The organism is Pseudomonas sp. 34 E 7 (genome assembly GCF_900005715.1).
Classification (GTDB): domain Bacteria; phylum Pseudomonadota; class Gammaproteobacteria; order Pseudomonadales; family Pseudomonadaceae; genus Aquipseudomonas; species Aquipseudomonas orientalis_A.
Genome location: NZ_CVTX01000158.1, coordinates 38,988 through 56,434, shown reverse-complemented (window position 1 = coordinate 56,434; position 17,447 = coordinate 38,988). Strand labels below are relative to the sequence as shown.

General features: G+C 60.8%; 16 protein-coding genes. 7 read left to right on the top strand and 9 right to left on the bottom strand.

Annotation, left to right across the window (positions count from 1 at the left end):
- Position 1 precedes the first annotated feature (1 nt).
- The 5 genes from pyk to gcl all read right to left on the bottom strand — a co-directional run bounded on the left by pyk (position 2) and on the right by gcl (position 6,436).
- Positions 2 to 1,417: a pyruvate kinase gene (gene pyk, locus BFP96_RS20395; protein WP_065894774.1), complete on the bottom strand. Its 1,416-nt coding sequence runs from the start codon at positions 1,415 to 1,417 to the stop codon at positions 2 to 4.
- On the bottom strand, positions 1,407 to 2,687 hold the full coding sequence (locus BFP96_RS20390) for a glycerate kinase type-2 family protein (RefSeq protein ID WP_065894776.1): 1,281 nt from the start codon (positions 2,685 to 2,687) through the stop codon (positions 1,407 to 1,409). Before BFP96_RS20390 ends, pyk begins: the two co-directional genes overlap by 11 nt.
- A gap of 117 nt (positions 2,688 to 2,804) precedes the next feature.
- A complete protein-coding gene (locus BFP96_RS20385) occupies positions 2,805 to 3,695 on the bottom strand; it encodes a 2-hydroxy-3-oxopropionate reductase (protein ID WP_065894777.1) in 891 nt (296 codons plus the stop codon).
- A 172-nt stretch (positions 3,696 to 3,867) separates the two neighbouring features.
- Positions 3,868 to 4,650: a hydroxypyruvate isomerase gene (hyi, locus tag BFP96_RS20380; protein ID WP_065936899.1), complete on the bottom strand. Its 783-nt coding sequence runs from the start codon at positions 4,648 to 4,650 to the stop codon at positions 3,868 to 3,870.
- Between the two features lie 10 nt (positions 4,651 to 4,660).
- Positions 4,661 to 6,436 carry a glyoxylate carboligase gene (gene gcl, locus BFP96_RS20375; RefSeq protein WP_065894779.1) on the bottom strand — a complete coding sequence of 592 codons (1,776 nt, stop codon included), beginning with the start codon at positions 6,434 to 6,436 and terminating at the stop codon, positions 4,661 to 4,663.
- Positions 6,437 to 6,693: 257 nt separating this feature from the next.
- Here gcl and BFP96_RS20370 point away from each other — a divergent pair, with 257 nt between their 5' ends.
- Positions 6,694 to 7,134, top strand: a complete 441-nt coding sequence (locus tag BFP96_RS20370; RefSeq protein WP_065885193.1) for a GlcG/HbpS family heme-binding protein — start codon at positions 6,694 to 6,696, stop codon at positions 7,132 to 7,134.
- 135 nt (positions 7,135 to 7,269) lie between these two features.
- Here the strand turns inward: BFP96_RS20370 and BFP96_RS20365 are convergent, their stop codons facing one another.
- Positions 7,270 to 7,875, bottom strand: a complete 606-nt coding sequence (locus BFP96_RS20365; protein WP_065894780.1) for a TetR/AcrR family transcriptional regulator — start codon at positions 7,873 to 7,875, stop codon at positions 7,270 to 7,272.
- Between the two features lie 135 nt (positions 7,876 to 8,010).
- On the opposite strand from BFP96_RS20365, the gene BFP96_RS20360 reads away from it, so the two are divergent.
- Positions 8,011 to 8,925 (top strand): DUF808 domain-containing protein, encoded by a 915-nt coding sequence (locus BFP96_RS20360; RefSeq protein ID WP_065898036.1) that lies wholly within the window; start codon positions 8,011 to 8,013, stop codon positions 8,923 to 8,925.
- A gap of 136 nt (positions 8,926 to 9,061) precedes the next feature.
- Entirely contained in the window at positions 9,062 to 9,430 is a 369-nt protein-coding gene (locus BFP96_RS20355) for a DUF805 domain-containing protein (RefSeq protein ID WP_083203316.1), read from the top strand.
- A 217-nt stretch (positions 9,431 to 9,647) separates the two neighbouring features.
- Here the strand turns inward: BFP96_RS20355 and BFP96_RS20350 are convergent, their stop codons facing one another.
- Together BFP96_RS20350 and BFP96_RS20345 are read right to left on the bottom strand one after the other, a co-directional pair.
- The gene (locus tag BFP96_RS20350; RefSeq protein ID WP_065884221.1) at positions 9,648 to 10,436 is read right to left on the bottom strand and encodes an MlaA family lipoprotein; all 789 of its coding nucleotides are present in this window, start codon (positions 10,434 to 10,436) and stop codon (positions 9,648 to 9,650) included.
- Positions 10,429 to 11,727 (bottom strand): serine/threonine protein kinase, encoded by a 1,299-nt coding sequence (locus BFP96_RS20345; protein ID WP_057722697.1) that lies wholly within the window; start codon positions 11,725 to 11,727, stop codon positions 10,429 to 10,431. The genes BFP96_RS20350 and BFP96_RS20345 overlap by 8 nt, the downstream gene beginning before the upstream one ends.
- A gap of 235 nt (positions 11,728 to 11,962) precedes the next feature.
- On the opposite strand from BFP96_RS20345, the gene BFP96_RS20340 reads away from it, so the two are divergent.
- Positions 11,963 to 12,343, top strand: coding sequence for a hypothetical protein (locus BFP96_RS20340; RefSeq protein ID WP_065936898.1), 381 nt, complete (start codon positions 11,963 to 11,965; stop codon positions 12,341 to 12,343).
- Between the two features lie 77 nt (positions 12,344 to 12,420).
- On the opposite strand, the gene BFP96_RS20335 is transcribed toward BFP96_RS20340, so the two are convergent.
- The gene (locus BFP96_RS20335; protein ID WP_065936897.1) at positions 12,421 to 13,974 is read right to left on the bottom strand and encodes a glycoside hydrolase family 17 protein; all 1,554 of its coding nucleotides are present in this window, start codon (positions 13,972 to 13,974) and stop codon (positions 12,421 to 12,423) included.
- A 332-nt stretch (positions 13,975 to 14,306) separates the two neighbouring features.
- On the opposite strand from BFP96_RS20335, the gene BFP96_RS20330 reads away from it, so the two are divergent.
- The 3 genes from BFP96_RS20330 (at position 14,307) to BFP96_RS20320 (ending at position 17,379) form a co-directional block, all read left to right on the top strand.
- Positions 14,307 to 15,158, top strand: a complete 852-nt coding sequence (locus BFP96_RS20330; RefSeq protein ID WP_065894784.1) for a glycine betaine ABC transporter substrate-binding protein — start codon at positions 14,307 to 14,309, stop codon at positions 15,156 to 15,158.
- Positions 15,159 to 15,412: 254 nt separating this feature from the next.
- Positions 15,413 to 15,724, top strand: coding sequence for a DUF485 domain-containing protein (locus BFP96_RS20325; RefSeq protein WP_057014105.1), 312 nt, complete (start codon positions 15,413 to 15,415; stop codon positions 15,722 to 15,724).
- Positions 15,721 to 17,379 carry a cation acetate symporter gene (locus tag BFP96_RS20320; protein ID WP_065884227.1) on the top strand — a complete coding sequence of 553 codons (1,659 nt, stop codon included), beginning with the start codon at positions 15,721 to 15,723 and terminating at the stop codon, positions 17,377 to 17,379. Before BFP96_RS20325 ends, BFP96_RS20320 begins: the two co-directional genes overlap by 4 nt.
- Positions 17,380 to 17,447 lie beyond the last annotated feature (68 nt).

Below are 17,447 nucleotides of genomic sequence, written 5' to 3'. Positions count from 1 at the left end.
CCTACAGTAGGGTTTCGATACGCAAGGAATTGGTCGACCCCAACTGCCCAAATGGCACCCCCGCAGTAATCACCAACGTATCCCCACGCTGCGCCATGCCCTGAGCCTGGGCGATCTCAAGCGCAGTGGAACACACCTCATCCACCTGCCGAAGCCGATCATTGACCACCGAGTGCACCCCCCACGCCACGCTCAGGCGCCGCGCCGTGGACAGGTTTGGCGTGAGCGTGAGGATCGGCGCCACCGGCCGCTCCCGTGCCGCGCGCAGGCTGGAGGCGCCCGACTCGCTGTAGTTCACCAGCACCGCCACCGGCAGGATGCTGCTGATGCGGCGGATCGCGCAGCTGATGGCGTCCGACACCGTGGCATCCGCCCCGGGCCGGCTGACATCCAGCTGGGCCTGGTAATCCGGGCCGTGTTCCACCTGGCGGATGATCTTGCTCATCATCTGCACGGCTTCCAGAGGGTATTCGCCCGAGGCCGTTTCGGCCGACAGCATCAGCGCATCCGCCCCTTCGGCCACCGCATTGGCCACGTCGGTGACTTCGGCGCGGGTCGGTGCCGGAGAGAAACGCATGGACTCGAGCATCTGGGTCGCTACCACCACCGGTTTACCCAGTTGGCGGCAGGTCTTGATGATGTCCTTCTGGATGTGCGGCACGCTTTCGGCCGGCACTTCCACGCCCAGGTCGCCACGGGCCACCATGATCGCATCACTCAATTCGGCGATTTCGCGCAGTTGTTGCACCGCCGAGGGCTTCTCGATCTTGGCCATCAGGAAGGCCCGGTCGCCGATCAGTGCGCGGGCTTCGCGGATATCTTCCGGGCGCTGCACGAACGACAGCGCCACCCAGTCCACGCCCAACTCCAGGCCGAAGCTCAGGTCGCGACGGTCCTTGGCGGTCAGCGGGCTGAGTTGCAACAGTGCCTGGGGCACATTCACACCTTTGCGGTCGGACAGCTCGCCACCATTGAGCACGGTGGTGTCGATGGCGTCGGCGTGCCGGGTGATGACGCGCAGGCGCAGCTTGCCGTCGTCCAGCAACAGGTCCATGCCGGGCTCCAGTGCCGCGATGATTTCCGGGTGGGGCAGGTTGACCCGGCGTTGATCGCCCGGTGTTTCATCCAGGTCCAGGCGCAGCGCCTGGCCGCGCACCAGTTGCACCTTGCCCTCGGCAAAGCGCCCGACGCGCAGCTTGGGCCCTTGCAGGTCCATGAGGATGCCCAGCGGGTAATTCAGTTGGCGCTCTACCTGGCGAATCCACTCATAGCGCTGCGCGTGATCGGCGTGGTCGCCGTGGCTGAAATTGAGGCGAAAGATGTTCACCCCGGCCTGCACCAGCTCGCGGATGTCATCGATCCCAGCGGTGGCCGGGCCCAGGGTGGCGAGGATTTTGACCTTCTTGTCAGGCGTCATGTTTGGCGGTCTCAAGGATCAGGATGGCGCGGAAGTCGTTGACGTTGGTGCGGGTCGGCTCGGTGACGATCAAGTCGCCCAGGGCGGCGAAATAGCCGTAGCCGTTGTTGTTATCCAACTCGTCGCTGGCGCTCAGGCCCAGGGCTTCGGCACGGCGGTAGCTGCACGGGGTCATGAGCGCGCCGGCGTTGTCTTCCGAGCCGTCGATGCCGTCGGTGTCGCCGGCCAGGGCGTAGACGCCGGGCAGGCCCTTGAGGCTGTCGGTGAGGCTGAGCAAAAATTCCGCGTTGCGCCCGCCACGGCCATTGCCGCGCACGGTGACGGTGGTTTCGCCGCCGGAGAGGATCACGCACGGTGCCGCCAACGGCTGGCCGTGCTGCACGATTTGCCGGGCGATGCCGGCGTGCACCTTGGCCACCTCGCGCGCTTCACCTTCGAGGTCGCCGAGGATCAGCGGGCTGAAACCGGCCTGGCGCACTTTAACCGCCACCGCTTCCAGGGATTGCTGCGGCCGGGCGATCAATTGGAAGTGGCTGCGCGCCAGCAGCGGGTCGCCGGGTTTGACGGTTTCCGAGGCGGGGTCTTGCAGCCAACTGCGCACCGAGGCCGGGATGTCGATGCCGTAGCGCTTGAGGATCGCCAGGGCCTGTTGCGAGGTGCTGGGGTCGCCGACGGTGGGGCCGGAAGCGATTACCGTGGCCAGGTCGCCCGGCACATCGGAAATCGCGTAGGTGTAGACCGTGGCGGGCCACGCGGCCTTCGCCAACCGTCCACCCTTGATCGCTGACAGGTGCTTGCGCACGCAATTCATCTCGCCAATGGTGGCGCCGGACTTGAGCAGGGCTTTGTTGAGGCTTTGCTTGTCGGCCAGGGTGATGCCGTCGGCGGGCAGGGCGAGCAAGGCGGAGCCGCCACCGGAGAGCAGGAAGATCACGCGATCGTCTTCGTTCAGGTCACTGATCAGGTCCAGCACGCGTTTGGCCACGGCCAGGCCGGCAGCGTCGGGCACGGGATGCGCGGCCTCGACCACTTCGATTTTCTTGCACGGTGCACCGTGGCCGTAGCGGGTGACGACCAGGCCGCTGACCTCGCCCTGCCAGCAGTGCTCCACGACCAGCGCCATGGCGGCGGCGGCCTTGCCGGCGCCGATCACGATCACACGGCCGCTGCGGTCGGCGGGCAGGTAAGGTTCAAGGACTTGCCGGGGGTGGGCGGCGTCGATGGCTGTGGCAAACAGCTCGCGAAGCAGGTGTTGCGGATCGACCGACATAAGCGGGCTCCCGGGGGAATTCTTGTTATTAGAGGTGCAACAATCGAGCTATGAAATGAGGGCCCAGTGTGGGAGGGGGCAAGCCCCCTCCCACACTGATTTGCATTTCATTGCAGCTTATTTATCGCGAATCGAGAAATTCGCCATATGCTCCAAGCCCTTGATCAGCGCCGAATGGTCCCAGTTGCCGCCACCAAGCGCGGCGCAGGTGCTGAACACTTGCTGGGTGCCGGCGGTGTTTGGCAGGTTGATCCCCAACTCCTTGGCTCCGGCCAGGGCCAGGTTCAAGTCCTTCTGGTGCAGGTTGATGCGGAAACCCGGGTCGAAGGTGCCCTTGATCATGCGTTCGCCATGCACTTCGAGAATCTTCGACGACGCAAAACCGCCCATCAGCGCTTCACGCACCTTGGCCGGGTCCGCGCCATTTTTCGAGGCGAACAGCAGCGCTTCGGCCACCGCCTGGATATTCAGCGCGACAATGATCTGGTTGGCGACCTTGGCGGTCTGGCCATCGCCGTTGCCGCCGACCAGGGTGATGTTCTTGCCCATGGCCTGGAACAGCGGCAGGGCGCGCTCGAAGGTCTGCGGCTCGCCACCGATCATGATGCTCAGCGTGCCGGCCTTGGCGCCGACTTCACCACCGGACACCGGGGCATCCAGGTACTGCGCGCCGGTCTCGTTGACCTTGGCCGCGAACGCCTTGGTGGCGGTGGGGGAGATCGAACTCATGTCGATCACCACTTTATGGGGCGACAGCCCGGCGGCCACGCCGTCAGCCCGGAACAGCACGTCTTCGACCTGAGGGGTGTCGGGCACCATGACGATGATGAACTCGGCTTCCTGGGCCACTTGCTGCGGGTTGGCCAGCGCCACCGCGCCGGCAGCGATCAGCTCGGCGGGCGCGTTGCCGTGATGCTCGGAAAGAAACAATTGATGCCCTGCTTTCTGCAGGTTGGCGGCCATGGGTTGGCCCATGATGCCGGTGCCGATAAATCCGATTTTAGCCATTTATGAGGTCCTCTTTTTTATTCGGTAGGCAAACGTGTTTGAGGTCTGCCAGACACAGCGGTCCAATGTGGGAGGGGGCTTGCCCCCGATTGCGGTGTGTCAGGTGTAGATGATGTGACTGAACCACCGCTATCGGGGGCAAGCCCCCTCCCACATAAGCTGCCGGTGTCTGTTAGATGGCGTTATGGGTTTTGAGCCAACCCAAACCCGCTTCGGTAGTGGTCAGCGGCTTGTATTCACAGCCAACCCAACCCGTGTAGCCAATCCGGTCCAGATGCTCGAACAGGAACCGGTAATTGATCTCTCCCGTCCCCGGCTCATTACGCCCCGGGTTATCCGCCAGCTGGATATGGTTGATGACCCCCAGGTGCGTCGCCATGGTCCGGGCCAAATCGCCTTCCATGATCTGCATGTGATAGATGTCGTACTGCAGGAACAGATTGTCACTGCCCACCTGCTCGCGAATCGACAGGGCCTGGGCGGTGTTGTTCAGGTAGAACCCGGGGATGTCGCGGGTGTTGATCATCTCCATCACCAGCTTGATGCCCGCCGCCTGCAACGCGTTGGCGGCGTACTTGAGGTTGGCGACGAAGGTCTTTTCCACGGTTTCGTCATCCACGCCTTGCGGCGCAATACCCGCCAGGCAGTTGACCTGGGTATTGCCCAGGACCTGGGCGTAGGCGATGGCCAGCTTGACCCCGGCGCGGAATTCTTCGACCCGGTCGGGGTGGCAGGCCAGGCCGCGCTCGCCTTTGGCCCAGTCCCCGGCGGGCAGGTTGAACAGCACCTGGGTCAGGCCGTTGGCGTCGAGCTGCGCCTTGATGTCGGCTGAACTGAACTCATACGGGAACAGGTATTCCACACCTTCGAAGCCCGCATCGGCGGCCGCTTTGAAGCGGGCAAGGAATTCCTGTTCGGTAAACAGCATGGACAGGTTGGCGGCAAAGCGCGGCATAGGGTTCTCCTTAATCGAGCAGGGAAATGGCGGTCGGTGCGTCGTTGCCGACCAGGGCCAGGTCTTCGAATTCGTTGACGGCGTTGATCTCGGTGCCCATGGAAATATTGGTCACCCGTTCCAGAATAATCTCAACGATCACCGGCACCTTGAATTCTTCGATCATTTCCTGGGCGCGGCGCAGCGCCGGCTGGATCTGGCTCGGCTCGAACACACGCAGCGCCTTGCAACCCAGGCCCTCGGCGACGGCCACATGGTCGACGCCATAGCCGTTGAGTTCCGGGGCGTTGAGGTTGTCGAAAGACAACTGCACGCAGTAGTCCATTTCAAAACCGCGTTGTGCCTGGCGGATCAGCCCCAGATACGAGTTGTTCACCACCACGTGGATATACGGCAGCTTGAACTGCGCGCCGACGGCCAGCTCTTCGATCATGAACTGGAAGTCGTAGTCGCCAGAGAGCGCCACCACCTTGCGGCTCGGGTCGGCCTTGACCACCCCGAGCGCCGCCGGAATGGTCCAGCCCAGTGGGCCCGCTTGGCCGCAGTTGATCCAGTGGCGTGGTTTGTAGACGTGGAGGAACTGCGCGCCGGCAATTTGCGACAGGCCGATGGTGCTGACGTAGCAGGTGTCTTTGCCGAACACCTGGTTCATCTCTTCGTACACCCGTTGCGGCTTGACCGGTACGTTGTCGAAGTGAGTCTTGCGGTGCAGGGTGGCCTTGCGCTGCTGGCAGTCATGCAGCCAGGCGCTGCGGTCCTTGAGCTTGCCGGCGGCTTTCCACTCGCGGGCCACTTCGATGAACATCGTCAGCGCGGAACCGGCGTCGGACACGATGCCCAGGTCCGGGGTGAACACGCGGCCGATCTGCGTCGGTTCGATGTCGACGTGGATGAACTTGCGGCCTTCGGTGTACACCTCCACCGAACCGGTGTGGCGGTTGGCCCAGCGGTTACCGATACCCAGGACCACGTCGGACTTGAGCATCGTCGCGTTGCCGTAACGATGGGACGTCTGCAGGCCGACCATGCCCACCATCAACGGGTGATCGTCGGGGATGGTGCCCCAGCCCATCAGGGTCGGGATCACCGGGATGCCCGTCAGTTCGGCGAATTCCACCAGCAACTCGCTGGCGTCGGCGTTGATCACGCCGCCGCCGCTGACCAGCAAAGGGCGCTCTGCCTGGTCGAGCAGGGCCAGGGCCTTCTCCACCTGGATGCGGGTGGCCAAAGGCTTGGCCAGGGGTAGCGGTTGGTAGGCATCGATGTCGAATTCGATCTCGGCCATTTGTACGTCGAACGGCAAGTCGATCAAGACCGGGCCGGGGCGGCCGGAGCGCATCTCATAAAAAGCTTTTTGAAACGCGTAGGGCACTTGGCCGGGCTCCAGGACGGTGGTCGCCCACTTGGTCACCGGCTTCACGATGCTGGTGATGTCCACGGCCTGGAAATCTTCCTTGTGCATCCGGGCGCGCGGCGCTTGCCCGGTGATGCACAGGATCGGGATCGAATCGGCCGAGGCGCTGTACAGGCCGGTGACCATGTCGGTGCCTGCCGGGCCCGAGGTGCCGATGCATACGCCGATGTTGCCGGCCTTGGTGCGGGTGTAGCCCTCGGCCATGTGTGAGGCGCCTTCAACGTGGCGAGCAAGGACGTGATCGATGCCACCCACCTTCTGCAAGGCCGAATACAGCGGGTTGATTGCGGCGCCCGGGATACCGAAGGCGGTGTCCACCCCTTCACGGCGCATCACCAGGACGGCGGCTTCGATTGCTCTCATTTTGCTCATGGTTTTGGTGCCTCTTGCGTTTTGTAATTGTATACAAGTGGTGTCTGTACAAAGTGTATTCACGGCGAGCGGCGTAGGTCAATGCATTTCATAAACTGAGCTTTGCGTTCGTCTGAATCAATTTTTTCGACGTATGGAAGCTTTGTTTGGAAATATTGTATACAAAAACAAATATCATTGTGTTCTATTTGTTCGATCCGGCATCTGATCAAACAGACGCTCCAACGTATTCCCAATAACAAAAGAAGGACGGCACCATGAGCGCTTTAACCTTGAAGATTGCCACCCAACTGGCCAGCCAGGCCCTCGCTGCGGGCCGCACCATTGCCGCCGCGCCGCTGACCATCGCGGTGCTCGACAGTGGCGGGCACCTGGTCGCCCTGCAACGCGAAGACGGCGCGAGCCTGCTGCGCCCGCAGATCGCCATCGGCAAAGCCTGGGGCGCGATTGCCCTGGGCAAAGGCTCACGTCTGCTGGCGCTGGATGCGCAGCAGCGGCCGGCGTTTATCGCGGCGCTGAACAGCCTGGGGCAGGGCAGTGTGGTGCCGGCGCCGGGTGGGGTGTTGATTCGCAATCAGGACGGCGTGGTGCTGGGGGCGATCGGGATCAGCGGGGATACGTCGGATATTGACGAGCAGTGCGCGATCACGGCGATTGAAGGGGTGGGGTTGATGGCGGATGCGGGGGTGTCAGCCTGATTCCTGGGTGATCCTAAAGACCGCATCGGGGGCAAGCCCCCTCCCACATTTGAATGTATTCACAAATGAAAATATGTGAACCCAATCAAGTGTGGGAGGGGGCTTGCCCCCGATTGGCACAGGCACTGCGGTCTATCAGTCCGGCTCACACCCCTTGAGCACCAACCGAATAATCGTCTGCGCCGCCGCCTCATAATCGGCCTCATCCAACTTGGCCTTGCCGGTCACCGCCGAGATCTGCCAGTCGAAATCCGCGTAGGTTTGGGTCGCCGCCCAGATACTGAACATCAGGTGATTAGGCTCGATCTTCGCGATGAGGCCGCGCTCCACCCAGCTCTGAATGCAGTCGATATTGTGCCTGGCCTGGGCATTGAGCTGTTCGACCTGTTCGGCGCTGAGGTGCGGCGCGCCGTGCATGATTTCACTGGCGAACACCTTGGAAGCAAACGGCAGGTCGCGGGAGATACGGATTTTCGAGCGGATATAGTTGCTTAACACTTCCTTGGGGTCGCCCTCGGGATTGAACGGCGTGGAAGCGGCCAGGATCGGCTCGATAATGCTCTCAAGCACCTCGCGGTAGAGGTTGTCCTTGGACTTGAAGTAATAGTAGACGTTGGGCTTGGGCAGCCCGGCCTTGGCGGCGATGTCGCTGGTTTTGGTCGCGGCGAAGCCCTTGTCGGCAAACTCCTCGCTCGCCGCCCGCAGGATTTTTTCTTTGTTGCGCTCGCGAATGCTGCTCATAAACCGGACGTTTCCTTGCCATGACAGGCGGTGGCGCATGGTAGCACCGGCCATCCGCGCGCCTCAACAATGTGCCCGCTCAGCAGTGCGCCGCGCTATGCTCGCCTCATCTCTCACTTAACGGATACCCGATTCATGGCAGGAAGCAGCTTGTTGGTTTTGCTCGACGATATCGCCGCGGTACTCGATGACGTTGCACTGATGACAAAAATGGCGGCGAAGAAGACTTCGGGTGTACTCGGCGATGACCTGGCGCTCAATGCCCAGCAAGTCTCCGGCGTGCGCGCCGAGCGGGAAATTCCCGTGGTGTGGGCGGTGGCCAAGGGCTCGTTCGTCAACAAGTTGATCCTGGTGCCGACCGCACTGTTGATCAGCGCCTTCGCCCCCTGGGCGGTGACACCGCTGTTGATGCTGGGCGGCGCCTACCTGTGTTTCGAAGGGTTCGAAAAACTTGCGCACAAATTTCTGCACAGCAAAGCTGAAGACCAGGCCGGACATGCGCAGTTGACCGAAGCGGTGGCCGACCCGGCGACCGACCTGGTGGCCTTCGAAAAGGACAAGATCAAAGGGGCGATCCGTACCGACTTCATTCTGTCGGCCGAAATCATCGCCATCACCCTCGGTATCGTGGCCGATGCGGCGTTGACGCAGCAGGTGATCGTGCTGTCGGGCATCGCCATCGTCATGACCGCCGGCGTTTACGGGCTGGTGGCGGGTATCGTCAAACTCGATGACTTGGGGTTGTGGCTGACACAGAAACCGGGCCAAGTGGCACGCACTATCGGCGGCGCCATCCTCACTGCGGCGCCTTACATGATGAAGAGCCTGTCGGTGATCGGTACGGCGGCGATGTTCATGGTCGGCGGCGGCATCCTCACCCATGGCGTGCCGGTGGTGCATCACTGGATCGAAACCGTGAGCCAGAACAGCGGGGCGCTGGCGTGGTTGATGCCGACGTTGTTGAATGCGGTGGCGGGGATTATTGCAGGGGCTGTGGTGTTGGTCGTAGTTCAGGCACTTGGCAAGCTATGGCGAGTCGCCAAGCGCTGATTAGTTCGCATCGAGTACCGTTTGAAAAGCTGTTTAAGCTTAGTCCTACAGTTCGGTTTTCCAAGCATTTATAGGATGCGTCACGCTTTTTCATGTGAAGGGGCGCGATAAAATATGGATCGACAGGGGGTTAGGGATGAACTGGTGTTTTCAAGCGGTGAAAAACTATATCAAGTTCAGTGGGCGAGCCTGTAGAAGAGAGTACTGGGCGTTTGTAATGATGGACATCGTGGTGATGTGGGGCTCTATTTTGATAGCGTACCTGGCAGATGTTTCTTCGAGCCCTTGGTTTATCGTCTCATTTGGCTTTTATGTGCTCTTTATGATCCCCCCAGCGGTGTCAGTGACATTCCGGAGGCTTCATGATGTGAACATCACCGGGGCGTATGCACTTTGGCTTTTGATACCGGTCGTTGGTTTTATAATGGTGTCCATCCAGTTGTTCACTCAGGGCGATAAGGGGGATAACGATTACGGTGTGCCTCCTGGTAAAAATGTCAGCTGAGTAACTGAGTAAAGCCAGTGCAATAAAAAAGGCCATTCGATTGAATGGCCTTTTTTGTGGTCAGGAGATGATCGTTCCCTCGCTCCGCGTGGGAATGCATCCCGTGACGCTCCGCGTCACCATTGCGCAGATGCTGGGTTTTGCGCTGAAAGCGGGACGCGGAGCGTCCTGGTTGGCATTCCCACGCGGAGCGTGGGAACGATCTAAGGGGCGCTGTTTACTCGGCAATCTGCAACTTGCGCGACTCGGTGTAGATGTAGCGCACCTTCTCATACTCGAACGGCGAGTTCATCTGCCCATAGCGGAAGCTGGTCTGGTAGCGCCTGTCCACGGCGCGCAGGGCCCAGATTTCCGGGTGGTTGGAGCTGACTTCGGAGACGTTGAGGAAGTTGATCTGCGACTCGGCGGTGTAGTCCACCAGCAGGCCGCCGGTGTCGCGCAGGTTCGACGGGCCGAAGATCGGCAATACCACATAAGCGCCGCCGGGCACGCCGTAGAAGCCCAAGGTCTGACCGAAGTCTTCGCTCTGGCGCGGCAGGCCCATGGCGGTGGCCGGGTCCCACAGGCCGGCGATGCCGATGGTGGTGTTGACGAGCAGGCGTCCGGTGGTCTCCAGGGAGCGATGGCCCTTGAGTTGCAGCAGGCTGTTCAACAGGTTGGGCACGTCGCCCAGGTTGTTGAAGAAGTTGCTTACGCCGGTGCGCAGGAAGCTTGGGGTGACGTAGCGGTAACCGTCCACCACCGGCAGGAACACCCACTGGTCGAAGCGATAGTTGAAGTGGTATACGCGGCGGTTCCACGACTCCAGCGGGTCATACACGTTGAGCGCGGTCAGCGACGAACGTTCGAATTCACGCTGGTCGAGGCCTGCGTTGAACTTGAGTTTGGTCAGCGGCTCCTTGAAGCCGTCGGCATCGACCTTGACCGGTTCGTGGGCCTTGCTGTTGTCGGCATTGGCCACGCCTGCGCACATTAGTGCGGCAAGCAGCAGAAGATATTTAGCCACGGAAGAACTCCAGCATGGCGTCGGCGTTGACGCGGTAATTGAGGTTGCCGCAGTGGCCGCCCAGCGGGTAGACGGTCAAGCGATCGCCGAAGGTTTTACGCAGGAAACCCAGGTCGCCCGGGCCAAGGATCACGTCGTCGGCGTTGTGCATCACGGCGATCTTCGGGCTGGCATGCAGGTAGTCCTTGAGCGCATACAGGCTCACCTGGTCCACCAGTTGCAGCAGACTGCCGCCGTCGGAACGGGCGCGCCACATCGGGATCACCTGTTCGGTGAGGTAGCAGTCGAAGTCGCACTGCAGGGCACGCTTGAGGAACGGCGTGAGGCTGGTGCCTTCGGTGATCGGGTATTTGGGCGGGATGATCAGGCCGCGGCGGTTGATCAGGTCCGAAGTAAAGGCGATATCGGCAGCCGAGAAGCGGAACGAGGTGCCGATCAGCATGGCCATCTGTTCGTTGGTCAGGTGCTGTTTGGACTGCTGGAAGTCGTAGAGCAGGGCGTCATTGAGGTCAATGTAGCCCTTTTGCTGGAAGTAGCGGGTCAGCTTGCTCAACACCAGTTCATAGAAGGTGGTGGTGTTGTTGATGCCCTTGACCTCGGTCTGGACCAGCTTGTCGAGGTTGGTGATCGACGTGTAGAGGTTGACCGGAGGGTTGAGCAGCAGCACTTTCTTGAAGTTGAAGCTGCGACGGGTTTCGTCGAGCTTGCTGACAAACGCTGCATCCAGGGCGCCCAGGCTGTAGCCGGTGAGGTAGAAATCAGTCACCGGCAACGAAGCGTTCTGCGCGCGCACGGCCTGCATTACGCGGTACATGTCTTCGGCGTCTTCCTGGGTGATACCCGGGGTGGCGAAGCGCGATGCGGCGCTGATGAAGTCGAAGCTGGTCGGCGATGACAACTGCACCACGTGGTAGCCGGCCTGGTAATACAGCTTCTTGAGGTATTCGTTGATGCTGCTGTCAAAGCGCGCACCGGTACCGGCGATCAGAAAGATCAACGGCGCGGCGCGGTCCTGCTTGGCGATGCGGTAGGTGAGTTTCTTCACCGCCCAGAAGTTGTCCGGCAGGCTGAACTCGCGCTCGGGACGCATGTTCAAGGTGTAATCGGATTGATTGATCTCGTCGTCGGTCGGCAACGTGGGCCGAAGATCGGGTGGAGTGGTGGCAATGGTCGCTTCGAACGGGTTCGTCAAAGGGTAGCCATAGCTGGCCTGGTCGATATCGACGGCCAGTGCTGACGCACTCAAAAAAAGGCTGCCCAGCAAGGCAGCACAGCGCAAGGAACGGAGCATGACTTAATCCCTAAGAGGAAAGGTGCTGAATGAAATTCGCAGGCTATGACCACCGCGTTGCCACCGAAGTGCCAGCCTTCGGCACGAAAAGTCGGAAAAAAACGTCGGAATCGGAGTAATAGCTGGCAGACGATACACTTTGCCACGCATTGATGAACAGATATCTGCGCAGACACCTTGCTAACGGCCGCCGGGGGATTAAGCTGAGCGCCGTTTTTGCCTATCGGAGTGCCCTATGTCCCGTCGTTCGCCATCGATCCTGCTGCTTATCGCCCTGCCATTATGGTTGGCGGCCAGTTATGCCGCGCGGTATGGCTTCATGGAGGATGGGCAGTGGGTCGGCATTTGTGCTGATGAAGCCAGCCGCTGGGAATGCCAGGTGCGTTCGAACCTGGGGTTGATGATTCATTTCAAGGTGCTGGGTTGGGCGGCGTTGATCACGTCGGTGCTGGGGTTTTGCGTGCCGGACCGTGCGGGGTGGGGCCTGGCGGTGTTGGGGTTGGTGTTCGGGGTGCCGGCGTTGGCGTTGTACAACACTACGTTTGCGGTGTTTGCCGTGGTGATTGCGGGGTTGCGGTTGGTCCGTAGGAGCGAGCTTGCTCGCGAGAATCGTTAATGATAACGCGGGGAGTCTGAGGCCCCGCGTTGCACTGGCGTTCTTCGCGAGCAAGCTCGCTCCTACAGGGGGGGGGGTTAAGCCTTGCGCACCCGCAAACAACGCCACAAAGCCACAACCATAAGCACACTCACCACCGCCCACCCCCAAGCCTGCTGATTCAACAAGCCTTCACGGTACAACTGCGGCGCAATGCCGGCACCGATGATAAAGGCCAGCAGCGCGATCTCCCGACGCGGCCCGGTCACCGGGCGCACCAGGTACACAAGGGCCGGCAGTACCAGCGCCGCGCTCGGGAAGCTGCGATAACGCGGATCGAACACCAACGCGAGCATCATCACAGCGCCGGCAAACCCGGCAATCGCCACCAGCCAGCCCGCCCGTTGCTCCAGCCAGTTGAACGCACGCTCACGCCAGCCATCACGGGCGCCGAGCGCCAGTGCGGCGTGGGCCAGTACCAGCAGGTTCAATACCAGCAACAAGCCGGCCCACACCCACTCATCATTAAAACGAGCAGTCACGCGAGTCAGTTCAGCCCAGGTGCCGATGGAGCACGCCGCGATCGCACCGAGCCATGGCAGTGCAAGGGCCGCGCGGGTTGTACGGACTCGTCCGCCCAGCACCAACGTCCCCAACAGAATCATCCCGCCGACGCCCAGCCATAGCGGCCAGTACGGCACATTGGTCACCGGCCCTGCGAGGATGCCCTTGTCCTGACGGTCTGCATTGAACAGCCCCCAATAACCGCCCACGGCCCCTTCACTGGCGCGTTTCCACGGCTGGTCAAAGGCTTCAATCAGGTTGTAGCGCCAGCCATTGGCTTCGGCCATGGCGACAAAACCACGCATGAACCTGGCTTCATTGACCCGGCTCGGCACGGCGGTTTCGCGCTGGCGTCCTTCACTGGGCCAGCCGGTTTCGCCGATCAGAATGTCCTTGGGCGCAAACTTATGGCCGAAGGTCTGGCGTACATCGCCTACATGCTTGAGCGCCTGGTCGATGCCGGATGGCTCATCTTCCCAGTACGGCAGCAGGTGGATGGTCAGGAAGTCCACCGCCGGGGCGATTTCCGGGTGCTGCAGCCAGAATTCCCACACATCGGCGTAGGTGACCGGTTGCTTGATCTGGCGCTTGACGGTCTGGATCAGCGTCACCAGCTGTTTAGCGGTGACCTCTTTGCGCAACAGCGCTTCGTTGCCGACGATAACCGAGGTCACCACGCCCGGGTTGGCATTGGCGGCCGTGATCAACTCGTCGATTTCCTTTTGAGTCGCCACCGGGTCGCTGCTCACCCAGGCCCCGGCCATCACCTTCAGGCCATGCTTGCGCGCCATCTGCGGCAACGCTTCGAGGCCGGTCATGGAGTACGTGCGAATGCATTCAAAGCGTGTGGCCAGCAGGGCCAGGTCGGCGTCCATGCGCTCGGGACGCAGCTGGAAGGGCTGGTCGAACGGCGATTGGTCCTTGTCGAACGGCGTATAGGACGCACATTGCAGCTTGTGGCTGGCGCTCGCCACATCCGGCAGCACCACCGGCCGGCCAAGGCCATACCAGTAGCCGACAAGGGCGAGCACACCCAGGATCAAAGCAAGAAAATAGGGCAGGGCGGGGAAGCGGGCAGTCGCGGGCATGGTCGGCTTATCTGGGAGAGCAAAGGCGCGCATCTTACCCGGATTTGGCGCGTGCCAGTGCGGCTGCATAATTTTGACATGCAAACTTCGGGCGTGATTCTGACGATAACTCCTACAAAACGTCCTGCTGGCGATGTGATGTCGTTTCCTGCTCAACCAAGGTCGCTGACAGAGCAGGGTAAAGGCCTCGGCAGGTTGATGATAAAACCGTCAGTACTCCACTGATGCCTCAGCGACCGGATCGATGCGCGTGAAGGGGGCGCGGTGCACCGTATAAAAACAGGTTGACGTCGCTCGGCATTCGTCGGGCGCAGCACTTTCGGGGAAGTAATATGAAGATGCGACGACTCTTGGGCGCAGCTGCCACTCTGGTAGTTGCGATGGGCTCCACACTGGCCAGTGCCGACAGCAAAACCCTGAGCATCGGCTATGTGGATGGCTGGTCCGACAGCGTGGCCACCACCCATGTGGCGGCTGAAGTGATCAAGCAAAAGCTCGGCTATGACGTGAAGCTGCAAGCGGTCGCCACCGGGATCATGTGGCAGGGTGTGGCCACCGGTAAGCTCGATGCCATGCTGTCCGCCTGGCTGCCGGTGACCCACGGCGAATACTGGACCAAGAACAAGGACAAGGTGGTCGACTACGGCCCCAACTTCAAGGATGCGAAAATTGGCTTGATCGTGCCGGAGTACGTCAAGGCCAAGTCCATCGAAGACCTCAAGACCGACACCACCTTCAAAAACAAGATCGTCGGCATCGACGCCGGTTCAGGCGTGATGCTCAAGACCGACGAGGCCATCAAGCAATACGGGCTCGACTACAAACTGCAAGCCAGCTCGGGCGCCGCAATGATCGCCGAACTGACCCGCGCCGAAGACAAGCAGGATTCCATCGCGGTCACCGGTTGGGTGCCGCACTGGATGTTCGCCAAGTGGAAACTGCGTTTCCTGGATGACCCAAAAGGCGTTTATGGTGCTGCTGAAACCGTCAACAGCATCGGCAGCAAGGGCCTGGAGGCGAAAGCGCCGGAAGTGGCGGCTTTCCTGAAGAAATTCCAGTGGGCCTCCAAGGATGAAATCGGTGAAGTCATGCTGGCGATCCAGGAAGGTGCCAAGCCGGACGCAGCGGCCAAGGATTGGGTCGCCAAGCACCCTGAGCGTGTAGCCGAGTGGCTCGCTAAGTAAATTCCCCGATGTACCTTGTGGGAGGGCGCTTGCCCCCGATGGCGGCATGTCAGTCACAGCTATTTTGACTGACCCACCGCTATCGGGGGCAAGCCCCCTCCCACATTGATTTTTGTCCCCCGCAAATCTTCCTGTGTTCTCACAATCCCTCGCTACACTCGATCTAAGACTAAGGTCGTCTGGAACCTGTTCCGCAGCCGCATACAGTGGCCATGTTCCAATAATAAAAAAGCTGTGCTGCGAGGATAAAAACAATGAACGACAGCATTTACCTCTCGATTCAAAACAGCCCGCGTTTCAAGGAGCTGGTCAGGAAAAGGGAAAGGTTCGCCTGGATTCTCTCGGCGATCATGCTAGGGCTTTACTCCGGATTCATCCTGTTGATCGCCTACGGGCCCCAAGTGCTGGGGGCCAAGCTCAGCCCTGGTTCATCCATCACCTGGGGCATCCCCATCGGGGTCGGGCTGATTGTCTCGGCCTTCATCCTCACCGGCATCTATGTACGACGCGCCAACGGCGAATTCGACGACCTGAACAATGCGATTCTCAAGGAGGCTGCGCAATGATCCGTCGTCTATTGGCTGTATTCGGCGCTTCAGTCTTTGCGCCCGCCGTTTGGGCGGCCGATGCATTGACCGGTGAAGTGCACAAGCAACCGCTGAATATTGCAGCGATCCTGATGTTCGTGGCCTTTGTCGGCGCGACGTTGTGCATCACCTACTGGGCCTCCAAGCGCAACAACTCGGCGGCCGACTACTATGCGGCCGGCGGCAAGATTACCGGTTTCCAGAACGGCCTGGCGATTGCCGGCGACTATATGTCGGCCGCGTCCTTCCTGGGGATTTCCGCGCTGGTGTTCACCTCCGGCTATGACGGCCTGATCTACTCGATCGGCTTCCTGGTGGGCTGGCCGATCATTCTGTTCCTGATCGCCGAGCGCCTGCGCAACCTGGGCAAGTACACCTTTGCCGACGTGGCGTCCTATCGCCTGGGGCAAACCCAGATCCGCAGCCTGTCGGCCTGTGGCTCACTGGTGGTGGTGGCGTTCTACCTGATTGCGCAGATGGTCGGCGCGGGCAAGTTGATCCAGCTGCTGTTCGGCCTCGATTACCATGTAGCGGTGATCCTGGTGGGCATCCTGATGTGCCTCTATGTGCTGTTCGGCGGCATGCTGGCGACCACCTGGGTACAGATCATCAAGGCAGTGCTGCTGCTGTCCGGCGCCTCGTTCATGGCGCTGATGGTGATGAAGCACGTCAACTTCGACTTCAACATGCTGTTCTCCGAGGCGATCAAGGTTCACCCTAAAGGTGAAGCGATCATGAGCCCCGGCGGCCTGGTGAAAGACCCGATCTCGGCGTTCTCCCTGGGGCTTGCCCTGATGTTCGGGACTGCGGGCCTGCCGCACATCCTGATGCGCTTCTTCACCGTGAGTGACGCCAAGGAAGCGCGTAAGAGCGTGCTGTATGCCACCGGCTTTATTGGCTACTTCTATATCCTGACGTTCATCATCGGTTTTGGCGCGATCCTGCTGGTCAGCACCAACCCGGCGTTCAAGGACGCGGCCGGTGCTCTGCTCGGCGGCAACAACATGGCGGCGGTGCACCTGGCCAATGCGGTGGGTGGCAGTATCTTCCTGGGCTTCATCTCGGCCGTGGCCTTCGCCACCATCCTTGCGGTGGTTGCCGGCTTGACGCTCGCAGGTGCCTCGGCGGTGTCCCACGACCTGTACGCCAGCGTGATCAAGAAAGGCAAGGCCAACGAGAAGGACGAGATTCGCGTGTCGAAGATCACCACCATCGCCCTGGCGGTGTTGGCTATCGGCCTGGGGATTCTGTTCGAAAGCCAGAACATTGCGTTCATGGTCGGCCTGGCGTTCTCGATTGCCGCCAGCTGTAACTTCCCCGTGCTGCTGCTTTCCATGTACTGGAAAAACCTCACCACCCGTGGCGCCATGATTGGTGGCTGGCTGGGCTTGGTCAGTGCCGTGGGCCTGATGGTGCTGGGTCCGACCATCTGGGTCTCGATCCTGCACCATGAAAAAGCCATCTTCCCGTACGAGTACCCGGCGCTGTTCTCGATGATCATTGCGTTCGTCGGTATCTGGTTCTTCTCCATCACCGACAAGTCGGCGGCGGCGGAGAAAGAGCGTGCGCTGTACTTCCCGCAGTTTGTGCGTTCGCAGACGGGGCTGGGGGCGAGTGGGGCGGTTAACCACTAAGCTTTTAGAGGGATAAGAAATGCCCCGGTCGAAAGGCTGGGGTATTTTTTTGTCTGGGGATTTGTGGT

Coding starts and splice junctions, on each gene's coding strand:
- pyk (WP_065894774.1), bottom strand. CDS start 1,417: ATGACGCCTGACAAGAAGGTCAAAATCCTCGCCACCCTGGGCCCGGCC.
- BFP96_RS20390 (WP_065894776.1), bottom strand. CDS start 2,687: ATGTCGGTCGATCCGCAACACCTGCTTCGCGAGCTGTTTGCCACAGCC.
- BFP96_RS20385 (WP_065894777.1), bottom strand. CDS start 3,695: ATGGCTAAAATCGGATTTATCGGCACCGGCATCATGGGCCAACCCATG.
- hyi (WP_065936899.1), bottom strand. CDS start 4,650: ATGCCGCGCTTTGCCGCCAACCTGTCCATGCTGTTTACCGAACAGGAA.
- gcl (WP_065894779.1), bottom strand. CDS start 6,436: ATGAGCAAAATGAGAGCAATCGAAGCCGCCGTCCTGGTGATGCGCCGT.
- BFP96_RS20370 (WP_065885193.1), top strand. CDS start 6,694: ATGAGCGCTTTAACCTTGAAGATTGCCACCCAACTGGCCAGCCAGGCC.
- BFP96_RS20365 (WP_065894780.1), bottom strand. CDS start 7,875: ATGAGCAGCATTCGCGAGCGCAACAAAGAAAAAATCCTGCGGGCGGCG.
- BFP96_RS20360 (WP_065898036.1), top strand. CDS start 8,011: ATGGCAGGAAGCAGCTTGTTGGTTTTGCTCGACGATATCGCCGCGGTA.
- BFP96_RS20355 (WP_083203316.1), top strand. CDS start 9,062: ATGAACTGGTGTTTTCAAGCGGTGAAAAACTATATCAAGTTCAGTGGG.
- BFP96_RS20345 (WP_057722697.1), bottom strand. CDS start 11,727: ATGCTCCGTTCCTTGCGCTGTGCTGCCTTGCTGGGCAGCCTTTTTTTG.
- BFP96_RS20340 (WP_065936898.1), top strand. CDS start 11,963: ATGTCCCGTCGTTCGCCATCGATCCTGCTGCTTATCGCCCTGCCATTA.
- BFP96_RS20335 (WP_065936897.1), bottom strand. CDS start 13,974: ATGCCCGCGACTGCCCGCTTCCCCGCCCTGCCCTATTTTCTTGCTTTG.
- BFP96_RS20330 (WP_065894784.1), top strand. CDS start 14,307: ATGAAGATGCGACGACTCTTGGGCGCAGCTGCCACTCTGGTAGTTGCG.
- BFP96_RS20325 (WP_057014105.1), top strand. CDS start 15,413: ATGAACGACAGCATTTACCTCTCGATTCAAAACAGCCCGCGTTTCAAG.
- BFP96_RS20320 (WP_065884227.1), top strand. CDS start 15,721: ATGATCCGTCGTCTATTGGCTGTATTCGGCGCTTCAGTCTTTGCGCCC.